This is a genomic window from Vibrio neptunius, from assembly GCF_000967495.1.
In the GTDB taxonomy this organism is placed as follows: Bacteria; Pseudomonadota; Gammaproteobacteria; order Enterobacterales; family Vibrionaceae; genus Vibrio; species Vibrio neptunius.
In genome coordinates this window covers 155,020-169,412 of sequence record NZ_JXXU01000001.1, presented here as the reverse complement: position 1 = coordinate 169,412, position 14,393 = coordinate 155,020, and the positions used below count along the sequence as shown (strand labels likewise).

Genomic DNA, 14,393 nt, shown 5'->3' with positions numbered 1-14,393 from the left:
TAGCTGACCTTTTTGGTTATTTTGAGGAAAAATCTAATTGGATATCATCAGGCTGTCTGTGCATCCAACGCAATCTTAGACCAAGCATTATTGCTGCTGATGAAAGACCGATAATGAAACCTATCCAGAAGCCATGAGCACCCATGGGTTCAACAATCCAATCCGTCATTCCTAAAACGTAGCCAATCGGGAGGCCTAGAATCCAATAGGCGACAAAAGTACGGTTGAATATTGCAGCCATGTCTTTGTATCCCCTCAAGGCACCGGCCGCGACGACTTGCACCGCATCTGTGACTTGATAGATGGCAGCAAATAGCAATAACTGCAAAGCAATCTCTATAACGGCACGATTGTCAGTGTAAAGTAATGCTACTTGCTCTCTGAGCATAACCGTCAATAGTGCCGTTGATAAGGCGAGTAACACCGCGACAATGACACCTACGCGAGAGGCGATTGCCGCACCTTCCACGTTATTCTCTCCAAGGCTGTGGCCAACACGAATGCTGGTCGCTGCACCAATGCTCATCGGCAGCATAAAGACTAACGACGAAAAGTTAATCGCAACTTGGTGCGCTGCGACAATCAGCGATCCAAGTGGTGCAACTAAGAGTGCAACAACAGCAAATAGGGTCACTTCAAAGAATAACGCGGCTGCAACTGGAAAACCTAGCTTGAATAATCGAACAAGAGGTTTTAGTTGAGGCTTGTGTATTTGACCGAACAAGTTGATATGAGCAACACGTTTGGATGTCACGACATAAAACAGCAACATGAACAACATGAGCCAATACACTATGGCTGTTGCGACACCACAGCCCACACCGCCCAGTGAAGGAGCGCCAAATTTTCCGTAAACAAAAATCCAGTTTAGCGGTATATTGAACAGTAGCCCAATAAAGCCAATGACCATTGCGGGCTTGGTGAGCGACATACCATCAGTAAAGCTGCGCAAGGTTTGGAAAAGCAAGAAGGCGGGCACAGCGTAAATTACAGCATGCATATAACCGTTGGTTTTTTCGGCCATTAACGGTTCGACATTCATCAAGCCCATTATATTCTGAGTTTGAAAAAGCACGCCAACAATGGGTATAGAAATGAGCAATGCCATTGCGGCACCTTGTTGGATCTCAAATGGAATCTTAACCTGCCGGCCTGAACCATTGAGTTGAGCGACTACTGGGACCAAGGCCATGAGTAGGCCAACACCAAATAGTATTGAAGGAAGCCAGATACTTGATGCGATGGAAACTGCAGCCATATCGGTCGCACTGACTCCACCTGCCATGACGGTATCGACGAAGCTCATACCTGTCTGCGCGACGGAAGCAATCAGTACTGGCGTGGCCAATTTGATCAGCTTATTCGCTTCTTGTTTGTAACGATGCACGTAAAAACTCCAATGAAAGCAAAGGTGCTTTGACTTCTGCAGAATCAAATGATGGAATCAACACGAAAATCAAAGGGGTGAACACCACTGTTATCGATAATTTGTATATGGTGCTGTTGTGCTAAATGATAATTAAATGTCACACTAACCTCCACGAAAAACTGTTGGAATTTGCAATGTTTACTGGAATTGTTCAGGGAATGGCGAAAGTCATCGCTATTGATAAGAAAGAGTCGTTTCAAACTCATGTCATTCGATTGAATTCATCAATGGGCCATGGGTTATCTATAGGTGCTTCAGTGGCGCACAACGGTTGTTGCCTGACCGTAACAAAAATCGATGGAGAACTCGTATCATTCGATCTAATACAGTCTACTTTGAAGCTAACCAATCTTGGTGAGTTGGAGGTTGGTCATTCGGTTAACATTGAGCGCGCTGCCAAATTTGGTGACGAGATTGGCGGTCATACTATGTCTGGCCATATTTCCATGGTGAGTGAAATCGTTGAAGTAATCGACACACCGAACAACAGGACGGTGTGGCTTGAGTTACCTGAGGACATGATGAGGTACGTATTAGTGAAAGGCTTTATTGGTCTAGATGGTTGCTCGCTCACGATTGGTGAAGTTGCAGGAAATCGCTTCTCAGTTCATTTGATCCCGGAAACTTTACAAAGAACATTGTTTGGTCAGCGTAAGCAAGGTGACAAGGTAAACGTTGAAATCGATCCCCAGACTCAGGCTATAGTCAATTCAGTTGAACGTGTGCTAGCGGCCAAAGATAAACAGTAAGCATTAATAAACAGAAAAGCGCCTTGTGGCGCTTTCTAAAAAATTTGTTCATCGTCGGCATCAATTGAGAGTTCGATTTCGTCCAATTGCTCGTTAACCATCATACTCAGATGAATAGCGTTGCAACAAGCAGGACAGTCGTCGTAAAAATTCTGGCTACCATTGGTTGCATCTAACGTGATACCAATGGCGTGACCACAATGGGGGCAGGTCACTCTTTTCTCTGTGTATTTTCGCATAGCTCTCTTCCTTACGCCTTTGATGAGATCAATGCCAAAGCCTTGCATACCTGAGCGTCATCTAGGTACATTCCAAAGTCCAGCTTTGGGTGTGTTCAAACCGCTACTGTTAGCTTCGACAATTTAAGCTTAAGTCGCTAAGTTAGTTATAGGCGTAAATTAAGTGAAAAGTTTGAGATGGCTATTAAAGCACTGGGCTAGGCGCTTGTATGTGGATTGATGATTTGCTGGTGATTTGCACTTAACCTGCTGTTTAATATTTCTAATTTAGTAGCTGAGTATTTTATTAATTAAGCGCTCACATTGGTCTAAATAATGTCCACCAAACTGATTGTAGTGATTGAGTAGGTGATAAAGGTTATAGATGTCTTTACGTTCGCTATAAGCCAAGTCTAAGGGAAAAATGCTCTCATAGCCTTGATAGAATTCTGGTTGAAAACCACCGAAAAGCTCGGTCATTGCAATGTCACACTCTCTGTCTCCCCAATAACAGGCTGGATCGTAGCAAATAGGGCCAAACACTGACTTGGCCACGTTACCATGCCAAAGGTCTCCGTGCAGTAAAGATGGGCGAGGGTTGTGGTTGCCTAATCTGTCCTTCACTAAATGACTAAAGTCATTGATATCGACAAGGGTGATCCCTTTTTCTTTCATTAGCTGAAGTTGCCATCCAATTCGTTGCTCGGCAAAAAAACGTCCCCATTTTCGTCCCCATTTGTTGGGTTGGATAGTTGAACCAATAAAGTTATCTTGGTCAAACCCATATTCTTTCTGATCCCCCCATTGATGGAGCATTGCAAGCTGCTGGCCAAATTTATAACTGTCACTGCTGTCGTCGAGTGGTTTGGTTGGGAGGTAATTCAGAATCAGGAAGGCGTGTTCTTTACTCTTGCCGGTATGAATATGTTCTGGGACGAAAATAGTGGAGCTTTCTCGTAAGATTCGGATGTTGTCTGCTTCTATCTCAAATTGAGAGTAAAAGCCTCTTAGATTGACTTTCACAAAATAGCGTTGCTCTCCATCACTTATCATGTAGCAATCACTGATGTCACCGCCAGTTAAGCGATTTTTCTCGACAATATCGAACGAGAACATTAATGCTTCAGACAATTGCTCGGCTATGGCATGCCACATATCCAGATCCGTTTTTGCCGCTGAGTACTAACATTGTAGAATAAGAAATGAGGTAATTCTGAATCAGACTACAAAAAATTCAATCATTTAGCATGAGACAGGATTGAGCTTGTTAATTTGTGAGCTTTGTCATGTCCAACGAGAATCTATAAACTAGTAAAATAGTTTAGTACTGATAAAAGTTGATCCTAGTTCAAAGCAATCAGTTGGAAATTAAACCAAACTCTTCAACTAAGGTATAAACAACTTTTGAATTTTAATGAGCATCGAGTCGACTTGAGTTGTGAAAACTCATTGATATGGCTTAGTATTAGATAGTGACTCGAAAGTAGAATAATTAATGGAGAACGACAGTGGTTGTTGAAACCGATGGCTACCTAGCACTCATTGAGCATCTGGCTTTTAATCTTGATGTCTTTTCATCTGACGATGGGGACACAGGTGCTGAAAGTGTCGAAGATGTTGTTACCGATATGGTAGCGAGTAACATCATGGCCATTTTTGAGCAGAATCCAGAGCTGCACTCTAGTGTTCGCTTCCAATTGTTGAAGGAAGCCGACTCAGTAGTAGAAGATTTAGGGGAAGTGTTAGCGGGTGTTTGGGCTAAACCCGCAACTAATGATCAGATTACATTCCTTGATGAGTATATTGCACTGGTTAAAAACCTATTTGATTCCGCAGTCGCTAAATACGACTGATTTCAATTCACCACAGGCGGCGTGGCAACCCGTCTGAAATGCCAGAATTTAGAAGCCCAATAAGGATTGTCCAGTCTAGAAATTATCACGCCTTTTGATGTTGAAGCATGCATAAATTGCTTGTTACCAATATATACGCCTACATGACGAACCTTTCTTGATGTTTTGAAAAAGGCTAGATCTCCCACTTGAACTTGCTCATAACTCATCTCGTTTCCGACACTTACCTGTGCCAGGGTGGTACGGGGTAAGTGAATGTTCAATACTTCTCTGTAAGCTACTTGAACGAAAGCAGAACAATCAATACCGTTGTAACTGTTGCCCCCTAGACGATAGGGGACGCCCTTCCAATCCTTATAGACCTCAAGAAACTCTTGTTGCACACCTTTTTCATACGAAGAGATATTCTTAGCACTATCTAAGGTATTGAAGTCTGTTGAGGAAGGGGAACTGGTGCATCCTGCTAAGAAGATAATTAACAAAGCGATTGAAAATTGCGGCGCAAATCTATTCATGGTGTCAATTCAACCTCTTAGTGACATTTTTATGTAATATTGTCTAAATAGAATCGCACACTGATTAAACTTTTGTATGATGTTGGTTCAAAATTATGCCCAAGCAAAAGACGAGTTTCTCACCCTCGCTCATTCAAACTATCAGTGCTGTATTCTTAACGATAACCATACTGGTCATCGGCTTATCTGTCACCAGTATTAAAGGGATTGAGAGAGTTGGTGCTCAATTTGAGACGCTTTCAGATCAGGCGCTTCCTCTTTCAATGACCAATGCAAAGCTCACACAAGCCATTCTGGAACAGGTGAAACAACTCGGCTACGGCTCTCAAGCTAGTGATATTGAAAGCTTGAATAGAATCAAGCAACAAACCGTTAACGGTGCAGATGAAACATTGATGTTAGTCGAGCAGGTCTTTGTGATTTCTTCGCAATTCAATCAAGCCATATCGCAACAGCAAGAACTAGCACTTAGAGAGAATATTAAAGCGTTATCTGATTTAACCAATAGAATACTTTCAACCCAGCAGTCGCTGCTGACAATGCAGGGGAGTATAGATTCGCAAGTGACAGAATTCCGTTATGGTTTGAGCTCAATCGGACCAGAAATGAATCGAATCAGTTCCTTTCTTGCCGTTGATAACCCTGAATCTTCAGATGCTGCGAATCGATTTATTGCCAGCGCGAGCTCTATGGAAAGCACATTTCTAGTTTTGATGATGCAAACGGATCAAGACATAGCAATGCAAGAGTACAAGGAGATGCGTAATCGTATTGCTGGGATCAATCTAGCGTTCGATGACTTTTCAGAATGGCACCCCGAGGTTAAAGAGTTTGCGAGTTTAATCGCCCCATACGATATGGTCCAAGATGGGTTTTCTGAGTCAGGGGTGCTAAAGCAAATTTTGAAAAAATTAGAATTGGCACAAAATCAGAGCGCGCAGTTTTCTCAAGCGGCGATTTTGGCCAATGACACCATTCAATTGCTTAATAATATTTCCCAGACAGCAGAAGCGCTAATCGATGGCAGTAAACGTGTCGTTAGCAACACTATCCACTCTATCAATACGCTACTGATTTTTAGTAGCTTGGCGTTGGTCGCTATTATTGTTGTTTCTTGGGCTTCTCTACGAGCTTGGATTAATCGAGGATTGAGAAACATCACTGGTAGTCTGAATAGGCTAACTGAGCATGACTTTACCAACACGGTTACTTTGCTCGGGCCATTTGAAATGAAAGAAGTGGCGCGCAAACTTAATCAGGTTATCGAGTCAACCCGAGGTTCTATCTCGACGGTGACGAGAAACTGCGAGACGTTATATCAAACAGCGGAAATTAGTCATGATGCAGCGGAGCAATCCAATCTGAGCTTGGCACGTCAGAATGAATCCCTCACAAACATGGTTGAGACGGTCACGCAACTCGAAGCATCGATAAAAGAAATCGCAACCGTGACCAACGAGTCATACAGTGAATCCCAACAAGCGGCAGAGTATTCTGGAAACGGGGTGAAAGTCATCGAACAGAATCAAGTCAGGCTTCAATCGTTAGAAGACACACTTAACATAAATGAACACTCCATGGTTGAATTGGACAATCGAGTGAAACAGATTCGTGAAATGGTCGATATGATTTCCGGTATTGCAGAGAATACCAATTTGTTGGCACTCAATGCTGCTATTGAAGCTGCACGAGCAGGAGAGCAAGGAAGAGGATTTGCTGTGGTTGCTGATGAAGTGCGCAAGCTGGCGAGTGATACATCGCAACAGACGTCCAACATCCGCGACCGTATGAGTGAATTGGTTGCTGCTGCCGAGAAATCGCGTAGTGCAGTTTCAGCTAGCCGTGAGGAAATGACGTTCGCTCTTGAGTCCAGTGAGCAAGTAAAAAATACTTTTGAAAACATTGAGAAAGCGGTTAATCAGATACGTCTTCGAGTGGAGCAAATTACTGTAGCGACAGAAGAGCAGGAGAGGGCAACAGCGGATGTAAGCCAGTCCATCGCTCATGTATCGGAACAGGGAGAGCAAACTAAACTTCAACTTGAATCAATGGTTGAAAATTCAGAACAAGTTGCAGAAATTGCAGGTCATCAACAAGCTATGCTTCATAAGTACAACTTGCCACAATAGTCACTGAACCAGTAACTTACTTGTCTCGAAAGGGCTGGGTTAACATCTTATCCAGTCTTTGTTCGTTTGGTGTCTGGAAAAGTGGAATGCCAATCTTTACCTCGTTGTGTCCACGCTCAGGTTGATCGATGTAAGTACCGAACCAGCGATCCCAGATAGAAAGAAAAAAACCAAAGTTAGAATGGGTTTCTCGTGGTATTACTGAGTGATGCACGCGATGCATGTCTGGTGTGACAATGATTTTGCGTAGAACAGCATCCACCTTGAATGGCAGCTTGGCGTTACTGTGATTAAACATCGCGCTTGCATTGAGAATGATCTCAAACACGATGATTGCAACAGGAGAAACACCCAGTGCGACCACAAGTCCAATTTTAATCCACATCGACAACACGATCTCAATTGGATGGAAGCGGCTGCCTGTCGTGACATCGATATCCTGATCCGCATGATGCATTCTGTGCAATCGCCATAGCCAAGAGACTTTATGAAAGACCAGATGTTGAAGGTAGATCGCCAGATCGAGAAAGATGACACACATGACGACTTGCGCGAACAAGGGGAAATCTAGGTGATTGAGTAAGCCCCATTGCTGTTTGAGCGCAACGTTTGCTGCCTCAAAGGCGAGTACTGGCATAAAGATGCCGAGAAAGACCGAGTTAAACGTGACTAAACCAAGATTGTTCATCCAGCGATAGAGCTTATTCTGAGTCAGCTTTTTTCGTGGAGTTAGCCACTCCCACATTCCACACAGTACGAGCACAGAAACAAAACAGCTTAAGCGAATAAGATCAGGATTCTGCATACGACGTTTTTCTCCCTCATGGAACTTGCAACAGATTTGTCTCAAGGTAAACTCTGCACCCTTTATCATTATCCACTAACTTACATGAGAATCCACGCTTTTCACCGTCTCTATCAACATCGCCTAGAGCACTCGACTAAGCCGTTTAATGCAAGGGGCTGTAAAGTCCAGCGTTGTCAGTACTGTCAGGTCGCTGAACACTTTTGTATCTGTCCATATCAGCCTGATGTCTCCAGCTCAGTGGCGGTGATGCTGCTAGTGTCTGAAAACGAAGTCTTCAAGCCAAGCAATACTGGGCGGCTTATCCTTGATACGGTAAAAGAAGGTTATGTGTATCAATGGAGTCGCACAGAACCCGATCAGGCGATGCTGTCGTTGCTCAATCATGAAGATTATCAGCCCATCGTAGTGTTTCCTGATGAGTATGTTGAAGATAAGTCTCGCTTACTTGGAGAACATCCTCGTCAGCAGTGTGGTGGTAAAAAACCATTACTCATCTTTCTAGATGGGAGTTGGAGAGAAGCTAGGCGCATTTTTCGAAAGTCACCATATCTGAATGCGCTTCCTGTTTTGTCAGTGTCGCCAGAGTCAATTTCTCAGTACGTCATGAGACGTTCCGACAATGAACAACATCTAGCTACGGCGGAAGTCGCCACATTGGTACTTGAACAGCTAGGTGAAGAACAGACGGGGCAAACGCTTAAACTGTGGTTTGACGTATTTAAAGAAAGCTACCTGTTAAGTAAGACCAGAATTAAGCCAAATTTCGACCGACCACTGCTGCAACATTATCTTCAGAAGGTGAAAATCGAGAATTAAGTCTGAAAATAATCGGTTTGTTGGCGATAGTCTGCACAGTTAAGTCTAGGTAGTGGTTAAATTCGTTCCACGTCACGGATTGTAGGCGTACCAATGTGGATAATGAACCGATTTTGACTTTTTTATATTTGTTTCTGGGAGAGATACGATGTACTACGGCTTTGACGTTGGAGGCACTAAGATTGAATTTGGTGCGTTTAATGAACAATTAGAGCGTGTTGCCACAGAGCGCGTACCAACGCCAACGGAAGACTATTCTTTATTAGTGAGCACGATTGCTGAACTAGTGAATAAGTATGACAAACAGTTTGGTTGCGAGGGCAAGATCGGTCTAGGTCTACCTGGAATGGAAGATGCCGATGATGCTACCGTTCTGACGGTCAATGTGCCTGCGGCCAAAGGTAAGCCACTTCGCGCTGATCTTGAAGCTAAAATAGGCCGTAGCGTTAAAATTGAAAACGATGCGAACTGCTTTGCACTTTCTGAAGCGTGGGATGAAGCGCTTAAAGATGAGCCTTCAGTGATGGGGCTGATTCTTGGCACTGGCTTTGGTGGTGGATTAATTTACGACGGCCAAGTATTTTCCGGCCGTAACCACGTGGCGGGTGAGCTTGGACATATGCGTTTACCAATTGATGCTTGGTTCCACTTGGGAGACAACGCGCCACTACTAGGTTGTGGCTGTGGTAAAAAAGGCTGCTTGGACAGCTACTTATCGGGCCGTGGTTTCGAGTTAATATACGAGCACTATTACGGCGAAGCGAAACAAGCGATTGATATCATCAATGCATATAAGGAAGGCGAAGCTAAGGCAGCTGAGCATGTTGAGCGCTTTATGGAGCTGTTGGCAATTTGCTTTGCTAATATCTTCACCGCTAATGACCCACATGTTGTTGCACTGGGTGGTGGGTTGTCTAATTTCGAACTCATTTACGAAGAGATGCCAAAGCGTGTGCCTAAGTATCTGCTATCTGTTGCTAAGTGCCCGAAGATTATCAAAGCAAAACATGGCGATTCTGGTGGTGTGCGTGGGGCTGCGTTCCTCAACATCAAATAATCTTGATTTGATTGCATAAATTTGAGAGCTTGCTTAGGCAGGCTCTTTTTTATGGTAATCACAATGACTTTGCTCGCCTTTCAACAACAACACTATAAGCAGCTAATCGACTGGATCGATTCCGCTGAGCTTAACTATCTGTGGGGTGGGCCTGCGTATCAGTATCCATTAACGGTTGAAAGCATCGACGCCCATTGCTCACAAGCTGAAGTCAAGCCATTTCTGTACGCTCATCAGGGCCAAGTGGCTGGCTTCGTCGAGCTGTATCGTCATTCGAATGATATTGCTCGAATCTGCCGTGTCTTCGTTGCTCCGCAATTTAGAGGGCAGGGCGTAGCGAAAACCATGTTGCGAGCGTTGATTCGAGAAGCTAGAAGCCAAGGGTATAGCGAAATTACATTGTGTGTATTTAGCCACAATCCATCGGCTATTCGCTGTTATCACTCCCTAGGTTTTGTTGAAGTGAAGAGAGAGCATGGTGTTCGAGAGTTTGATGGAGAGAGTTGGGAACTTATCCATATGGTTCAAAAATTACAAATCAATTAAAGCAAAACAGGAGCGCTAGGCTCCTGTTTACAACTAGTTGTTCTTTTTACCGACACCACGGTTTTCTTTTTGCTTGAGAGTGATTTTTTCAAATCCTAACTTTCTAAAGTGGTTGTCGCGGTAATTGCGCATTGCCTTGGTATCTGACACCGCTTCAATCTGCTGTTCCATCTTAAGGAACTCGGAAATATCGATACCTTCTGCTTCAGCCACTGCTTCATGAATATTGCGATGTTGCTGATACGAAAAAGTCAGCGTTTTGTCTTCACCCTTATAGGTATACAGGATTGTGCGAGCCATATGTATTTCTCTTAAGATAAATGAGGCCGGCTGAGCTGGCCTTTGATTGCGCTAGATTCTGCCTTGAAGAGGAATGATTGTCACGCTTTCTCCGACTTTTACTGTATCGATCGCTGGCGAAACTTCAATTAAACAATTGGCTTCACTCATTGAACGCAAAATGTCAGATCCTTGTTTTCCTGTGCCTCTGACGATCAATTGCCCTTGTGGATCGATGTCATAAACGCCAGGGCTGAATTCAGTACGGCCTTGGCAAGAATGTAGGTCTTCAAGTGCGGCAGCTTTGACTTTCAATGGTTGCCAACCTTGCTCTCCTTGCATTTTACGCAGCGCTGGCTCAATAAAGTTGATGAACGACACCATCACAGCTAGGGGATGACCTGGTAAGCCGAAGAAGGGTTTATTGTTAACCTTACCAAAGCCGAGCTGTCGACTTGGCTTTATATTGATACGCCAAAAGTCAATGCTGCCCAATTTATCTAAAGCGAGTTTGATGAATTCGGTATCACCGACAGAAACACCACCTGACGTGATAATGGCATCTGCTTGAGCCGAGGCAGCTTGCAGGGCTTCTGTTATGCTCTGTTGATTGTTTTCGAGAATACCAAGATCAAGGATCTCACAGCCCAATCTTTCTAACAGGCCAAGTAGGGTAAAGCGGTTGGAGTCATAAATAGATTTCGGAGCTTGCTTGGTATACAGCGTCTGCACTTCATCACCTGTAGAGAACACCGCGACCTTCAAGCGGCGAAAAACAGGACACTCTGCAACACCCAAAGAGGCGAACATCCCCATTTGAGGTGACTCTAGTCTTTTGCCTTGACTGAACAACACGCGTCCGTAGCTATGCTCAATAGTGCATGTTTCCACGTCTTTCAGGGATTGAACTGCAGAGAGGATTTTGTCTTGCCCTTCGCTGACTGAAAGAAATGTAGGAGACAATGTATCGCAACAACCTGAAGTTTTGGTGGCTTGCTCTAAGTCCTTGGGCTTGACGTAGTCACAAACAAAACGTGCGATAGCATCAAGATCTTTAATATCCATCTGAGGCAGGGACACATCTTCAACATGCGTGTCAGCAACGATAGCGATGATGTTACTGTCGTTAGGGTGCAGCCAAGGTTTACCCACTTCTTCTCTGTGCAGCTCGATTTTTGGAAAAGCGATGTTCTTGCACCCTTCAACCAAGATGACGTCTAACTTATCCGTATCGAAGCGACTGAGTAGGTAATCAAATTCAGATTCAGCTTCGGGTGTTTCCGTCATTAAAGCGTGCCGATGACGAGACGAAACGAGCATCTGAGACGCGCCAGCTTTACGTAACCGGAAGCTGTCTTTACCTTCTTTATCTACATCAAAATTGTGGTGTGCGTGCTTTAGCATACCAATGCGTAATCCTGCTTGAGTTAATCTTGGCAACAAAGCTTCCAATAATGTGGTTTTACCAGTTCCAGAATAAGCAGCGAACCCCAGAATTGGGATAGGGATCGAGAGCTTCATAAATGTATGGTTCCAAATTGTGCCAGTTCTTCAGGGGTGTTTAGGTTAACGAAACAGTCTGTCGCATCGCTAAAATCCACATAGTGTGTGTTGCATTCTTTATAAAGGAGGCTGATTTTTCTATCGCCACGCGCAAGGAACGCGGTCAGTTTTGCAAAGACCCGTTTATGGTAGAGCGTGAAGACGGGCTGCTGGTAGTGACCATCATGGGCGACCAAAATGTCAGAATCTTCTTTTACGGCAGAGCAAAAACGAGCGACTAAGTCCATGCTTATTTGTGGGCTGTCGCATGGAACAAACCCAACCCAGTCTTGAGCTGCTGAAGCTAGTCCAGCATGAATACCGCCCATAGGACCGGGGAAATCTTTTATTTTATCGCCAATTACGACACCATACGCCGAATAGGTATCCTGATTGCGGTTTGCGTTGATCATGATGTCAGAAACTTGTGCGGACAGTCGTTCATATACATGTTGAATCAGAGGCTTATTGTCTAGTGCAATAAGGCCTTTGTCTTTTCCGCCCATACGCCTAGCCTGACCGCCAGCTAATATTACCCAACTTGTTTGCGTTGGAAGAAGCATAAGTGTTCTCTGCCTTGTATCTTTAATAACGTGTGAATGATGGATAGATTATCTGGCTCCTAGCGCTCGCAACGCGCTGCGTCTTATTGCAAGAAAGTACAGAAACATATTCATCCGCTAGTGTGTTTGTAAAGCCTACCATGTGTCGCGTCACAATAACTTGAGCTCGCTTAATTTTAGCTGATGCTAATTAGGGCCTATTGCCATAGGCAACATTTTGATAAACCGTGTTGTAAAATGTATCGAAACAGCTTGCTTCATAATCAGGCTTTGAAAATATTTTGTTTTCTGCTGCATCCAAATTGTACCTCTGTGCGTCTCTTGTCTGAAACTGTCATTTATTTAAGGAGAAGACATGAAGCGTCACTTGACTTTGACCAGCTTGGCTATGCTGATCGCAACAACATCAGCATTAGCTTCGCCCAAACTCGACCCAAGCATCATTCATCAACCTCAAGATGGTGTGATCCATGTTTATGGACCAGGTGGCCCGGACACTGCATTACGCCAAGCGGCGGAGGCGTACACTAAGAAAAGTGGTGTACAGGTCAATGTGATTGCTGGTCCTGAGTCAAAGTGGACTCTGGATGCACAAAAGAATGCAGATTTAATTTTTGGTTCCTCTGAACAGTCGATGAGTGCATTTGTTGAAACCTATCCATTCATTACGAACCAAGATGTTGAGCCTGTGTATCTTCGACGTGCCGTTATTGCTGTTCCAAAAGGGAATCCCAAAAATATTACCGGGATTAAAGATTTGTTAGACAAGCCTGCTCGGATTGTCGTCACTGAGGGGTTAGGTGTGTACAACACCTCTGGCACGGGGGTCTGGGAAGATGTAGTCGGTAGAACAGGGTCGCTCGCTGATGTGAAAAATTTTCGTAGCAAGATTATTGCTTATGCCAAAGGCAGTGGCGCGAGTTTTAAAGCGTTTCAACAGCAAAATGCAGACGCTTGGATTACGTGGATTCATTGGCCACTGAATCACAGCGATAAGGTTGACTACGTTGAAATTGAGCCTGAGCGGCGTATCTATCGTGATCTCACGTTGGCTAAAGCGAAAGGGGCTGACTCGAAAACCCAAGACTTCATCAATTTTGTTAACAGCAGTGAAGGGAGTGATTTTTTTTCCCGTGAAGGCTGGACTCGATAATAAGGACGACCAAAATGAAAGCACTATTCATTACAACACTAATGTTCATTCCAACCAGCTACGCTATGGCGTCCGCACCGACAGTCGATACTGGCTTCGGCGAGGTATACGTGGATGATACAGGTAAATCTCTTTACACTTTTGCTAAGGACCCAATCGGGAAATCGGTATGCAAAGGAGACTGCGAGGCGTTATGGCCACCACTGTTGGCTGAAGGGCGCAATAGTATGCAGTTTGCAGGGCAAACAGGTTTTAGCCAGATAGTTCGTGCAGATGGCGCCAAGCAATGGGCTTTAGAGGGAAAACCATTGTATCGTTGGGCTAAAGATAACCAGCCGGGTGATATAACTGGAGCTGGCGTGAAAGGTGTATGGCCACTTGCTCGTGCCGATGATGTGACAATTAAGTTGTTTAATGATGGCACACGTCGTTTCTTGGTCGATGGTGGCAATCAAACACTCTATACCTTCGATAAAGACAGTACCAATCAATCGGTTTGTAATGGGGATTGTGAAGTGAAATGGCCGCCCGCCTACGTGGATTCCGAGCTAACTGAAAAAGGTATCGAAAGCCTTAAGTTGACCGGAGGATTCGGGGTTACGCAGCGAAGTGATAACTCATATCAATGGACATTTGAGGGTAAACCGCTTTATCGTTGGTTTAAGGACCAGAATCCGGGTGACACCAGTGGCGATGGTGTGAAAAACGTTTGGCATCTTGTTACCCAATGAGGAAA

The 14,393-nt window shown here is 44.3% G+C and carries 16 protein-coding genes; 8 read left to right on the top strand and 8 right to left on the bottom strand.

Annotated elements, in window-relative coordinates; translation table 11 throughout:
* Nucleotides 1-16: 16 nt before the first annotated feature.
* On the bottom strand, nt 17-1,387 hold the full coding sequence (locus TW84_RS00760; RefSeq protein ID WP_045973703.1) for an MATE family efflux transporter: 1,371 nt from the start codon (nt 1,385-1,387) through the stop codon (nt 17-19).
* A 176-nt stretch (nt 1,388-1,563) separates the two neighbouring features.
* Here TW84_RS00760 and TW84_RS00755 point away from each other — a divergent pair, with 176 nt between their 5' ends.
* Entirely contained in the window at nt 1,564-2,178 is a 615-nt protein-coding gene (locus tag TW84_RS00755) for a riboflavin synthase (RefSeq protein WP_045973701.1), read from the top strand.
* Between the two features lie 35 nt (nt 2,179-2,213).
* Here the strand turns inward: TW84_RS00755 and TW84_RS00750 are convergent, their stop codons facing one another.
* Nucleotides 2,214-2,417 carry a CPXCG motif-containing cysteine-rich protein gene (locus tag TW84_RS00750; RefSeq protein ID WP_045973699.1) on the bottom strand — a complete coding sequence of 68 codons (204 nt, stop codon included), beginning with the start codon at nt 2,415-2,417 and terminating at the stop codon, nt 2,214-2,216.
* A gap of 267 nt (nt 2,418-2,684) precedes the next feature.
* Entirely contained in the window at nt 2,685-3,551 is an 867-nt protein-coding gene (locus TW84_RS00745) for a fructosamine kinase family protein (RefSeq protein ID WP_045973697.1), read from the bottom strand.
* A gap of 353 nt (nt 3,552-3,904) precedes the next feature.
* On the opposite strand from TW84_RS00745, the gene TW84_RS00740 reads away from it, so the two are divergent.
* Nucleotides 3,905-4,249 carry a DUF3802 family protein gene (locus TW84_RS00740; protein ID WP_006962343.1) on the top strand — a complete coding sequence of 115 codons (345 nt, stop codon included), beginning with the start codon at nt 3,905-3,907 and terminating at the stop codon, nt 4,247-4,249.
* Between the two features lie 2 nt (nt 4,250-4,251).
* Here the strand turns inward: TW84_RS00740 and TW84_RS00735 are convergent, their stop codons facing one another.
* Entirely contained in the window at nt 4,252-4,764 is a 513-nt protein-coding gene (locus tag TW84_RS00735) for an NlpC/P60 family protein (protein WP_045973696.1), read from the bottom strand.
* Nucleotides 4,765-4,859: 95 nt separating this feature from the next.
* Here TW84_RS00735 and TW84_RS00730 point away from each other — a divergent pair, with 95 nt between their 5' ends.
* Complete coding sequence (locus TW84_RS00730; RefSeq protein ID WP_045973695.1) at nt 4,860-6,893, top strand: methyl-accepting chemotaxis protein; 2,034 nt, start codon at nt 4,860-4,862, stop codon at nt 6,891-6,893.
* A 16-nt stretch (nt 6,894-6,909) separates the two neighbouring features.
* On the opposite strand, the gene TW84_RS00725 is transcribed toward TW84_RS00730, so the two are convergent.
* Nucleotides 6,910-7,698, bottom strand: a complete 789-nt coding sequence (locus TW84_RS00725; RefSeq protein WP_045973693.1) for a sterol desaturase family protein — start codon at nt 7,696-7,698, stop codon at nt 6,910-6,912.
* An 84-nt stretch (nt 7,699-7,782) separates the two neighbouring features.
* Here TW84_RS00725 and TW84_RS00720 point away from each other — a divergent pair, with 84 nt between their 5' ends.
* The 3 genes from TW84_RS00720 (at nt 7,783) to TW84_RS00710 (ending at nt 10,120) form a co-directional block, all read left to right on the top strand.
* Nucleotides 7,783-8,517, top strand: a complete 735-nt coding sequence (locus TW84_RS00720; protein WP_045973901.1) for a tRNA-uridine aminocarboxypropyltransferase — start codon at nt 7,783-7,785, stop codon at nt 8,515-8,517.
* Between the two features lie 148 nt (nt 8,518-8,665).
* Nucleotides 8,666-9,574, top strand: coding sequence for an N-acetylglucosamine kinase (gene nagK / locus TW84_RS00715; RefSeq protein WP_045973691.1), 909 nt, complete (start codon nt 8,666-8,668; stop codon nt 9,572-9,574).
* Nucleotides 9,575-9,637: 63 nt separating this feature from the next.
* Nucleotides 9,638-10,120 (top strand): GNAT family N-acetyltransferase, encoded by a 483-nt coding sequence (locus TW84_RS00710; protein WP_045973689.1) that lies wholly within the window; start codon nt 9,638-9,640, stop codon nt 10,118-10,120.
* Between the two features lie 33 nt (nt 10,121-10,153).
* Here the strand turns inward: TW84_RS00710 and TW84_RS00705 are convergent, their stop codons facing one another.
* Genes TW84_RS00705 through mobA form a run of 3 tightly spaced genes read right to left on the bottom strand, consistent with a single transcriptional unit; the run spans nt 10,154 to nt 12,504 of the window.
* The gene (locus TW84_RS00705; protein WP_045973687.1) at nt 10,154-10,420 is read right to left on the bottom strand and encodes a DUF2960 domain-containing protein; all 267 of its coding nucleotides are present in this window, start codon (nt 10,418-10,420) and stop codon (nt 10,154-10,156) included.
* A gap of 51 nt (nt 10,421-10,471) precedes the next feature.
* Nucleotides 10,472-11,920 (bottom strand): molybdopterin-guanine dinucleotide biosynthesis protein B, encoded by a 1,449-nt coding sequence (gene mobB / locus TW84_RS00700; protein ID WP_045973685.1) that lies wholly within the window; start codon nt 11,918-11,920, stop codon nt 10,472-10,474.
* Nucleotides 11,917-12,504: a molybdenum cofactor guanylyltransferase MobA gene (mobA, locus tag TW84_RS00695; protein ID WP_045973684.1), complete on the bottom strand. Its 588-nt coding sequence runs from the start codon at nt 12,502-12,504 to the stop codon at nt 11,917-11,919. The genes mobB and mobA overlap by 4 nt, the downstream gene beginning before the upstream one ends.
* A gap of 355 nt (nt 12,505-12,859) precedes the next feature.
* Between mobA and TW84_RS00690 the strand changes: the two genes are divergently transcribed.
* On the top strand, nt 12,860-13,657 hold the full coding sequence (locus TW84_RS00690; RefSeq protein ID WP_045973682.1) for a substrate-binding domain-containing protein: 798 nt from the start codon (nt 12,860-12,862) through the stop codon (nt 13,655-13,657).
* 14 nt (nt 13,658-13,671) lie between these two features.
* Nucleotides 13,672-14,388 (top strand): hypothetical protein, encoded by a 717-nt coding sequence (locus TW84_RS00685; RefSeq protein ID WP_045973680.1) that lies wholly within the window; start codon nt 13,672-13,674, stop codon nt 14,386-14,388.
* The last annotated feature ends 5 nt before the right edge of the window (nt 14,389-14,393 follow it).

Bases quoted from the DNA above. Each gene is read 5' to 3' on its own strand.
- TW84_RS00725 (WP_045973693.1), bottom strand. From the start codon at position 7,698: ATGCAGAATCCTGATCTTATTCGCTTAAGCTGTTTTGTTTCTGTGCTC.
- TW84_RS00745 (WP_045973697.1), bottom strand. From the start codon at position 3,551: ATGTGGCATGCCATAGCCGAGCAATTGTCTGAAGCATTAATGTTCTCG.
- mobA (WP_045973684.1), bottom strand. From the start codon at position 12,504: ATGCTTCTTCCAACGCAAACAAGTTGGGTAATATTAGCTGGCGGTCAG.
- TW84_RS00755 (WP_045973701.1), top strand. From the start codon at position 1,564: ATGTTTACTGGAATTGTTCAGGGAATGGCGAAAGTCATCGCTATTGAT.
- TW84_RS00730 (WP_045973695.1), top strand. From the start codon at position 4,860: ATGCCCAAGCAAAAGACGAGTTTCTCACCCTCGCTCATTCAAACTATC.
- nagK (WP_045973691.1), top strand. From the start codon at position 8,666: ATGTACTACGGCTTTGACGTTGGAGGCACTAAGATTGAATTTGGTGCG.
- TW84_RS00720 (WP_045973901.1), top strand. From the start codon at position 7,783: ATGAGAATCCACGCTTTTCACCGTCTCTATCAACATCGCCTAGAGCAC.
- TW84_RS00710 (WP_045973689.1), top strand. From the start codon at position 9,638: ATGACTTTGCTCGCCTTTCAACAACAACACTATAAGCAGCTAATCGAC.
- TW84_RS00750 (WP_045973699.1), bottom strand. From the start codon at position 2,417: ATGCGAAAATACACAGAGAAAAGAGTGACCTGCCCCCATTGTGGTCAC.
- TW84_RS00705 (WP_045973687.1), bottom strand. From the start codon at position 10,420: ATGGCTCGCACAATCCTGTATACCTATAAGGGTGAAGACAAAACGCTG.
- TW84_RS00685 (WP_045973680.1), top strand. From the start codon at position 13,672: ATGAAAGCACTATTCATTACAACACTAATGTTCATTCCAACCAGCTAC.
- mobB (WP_045973685.1), bottom strand. From the start codon at position 11,920: ATGAAGCTCTCGATCCCTATCCCAATTCTGGGGTTCGCTGCTTATTCT.
- TW84_RS00690 (WP_045973682.1), top strand. From the start codon at position 12,860: ATGAAGCGTCACTTGACTTTGACCAGCTTGGCTATGCTGATCGCAACA.
- TW84_RS00735 (WP_045973696.1), bottom strand. From the start codon at position 4,764: ATGAATAGATTTGCGCCGCAATTTTCAATCGCTTTGTTAATTATCTTC.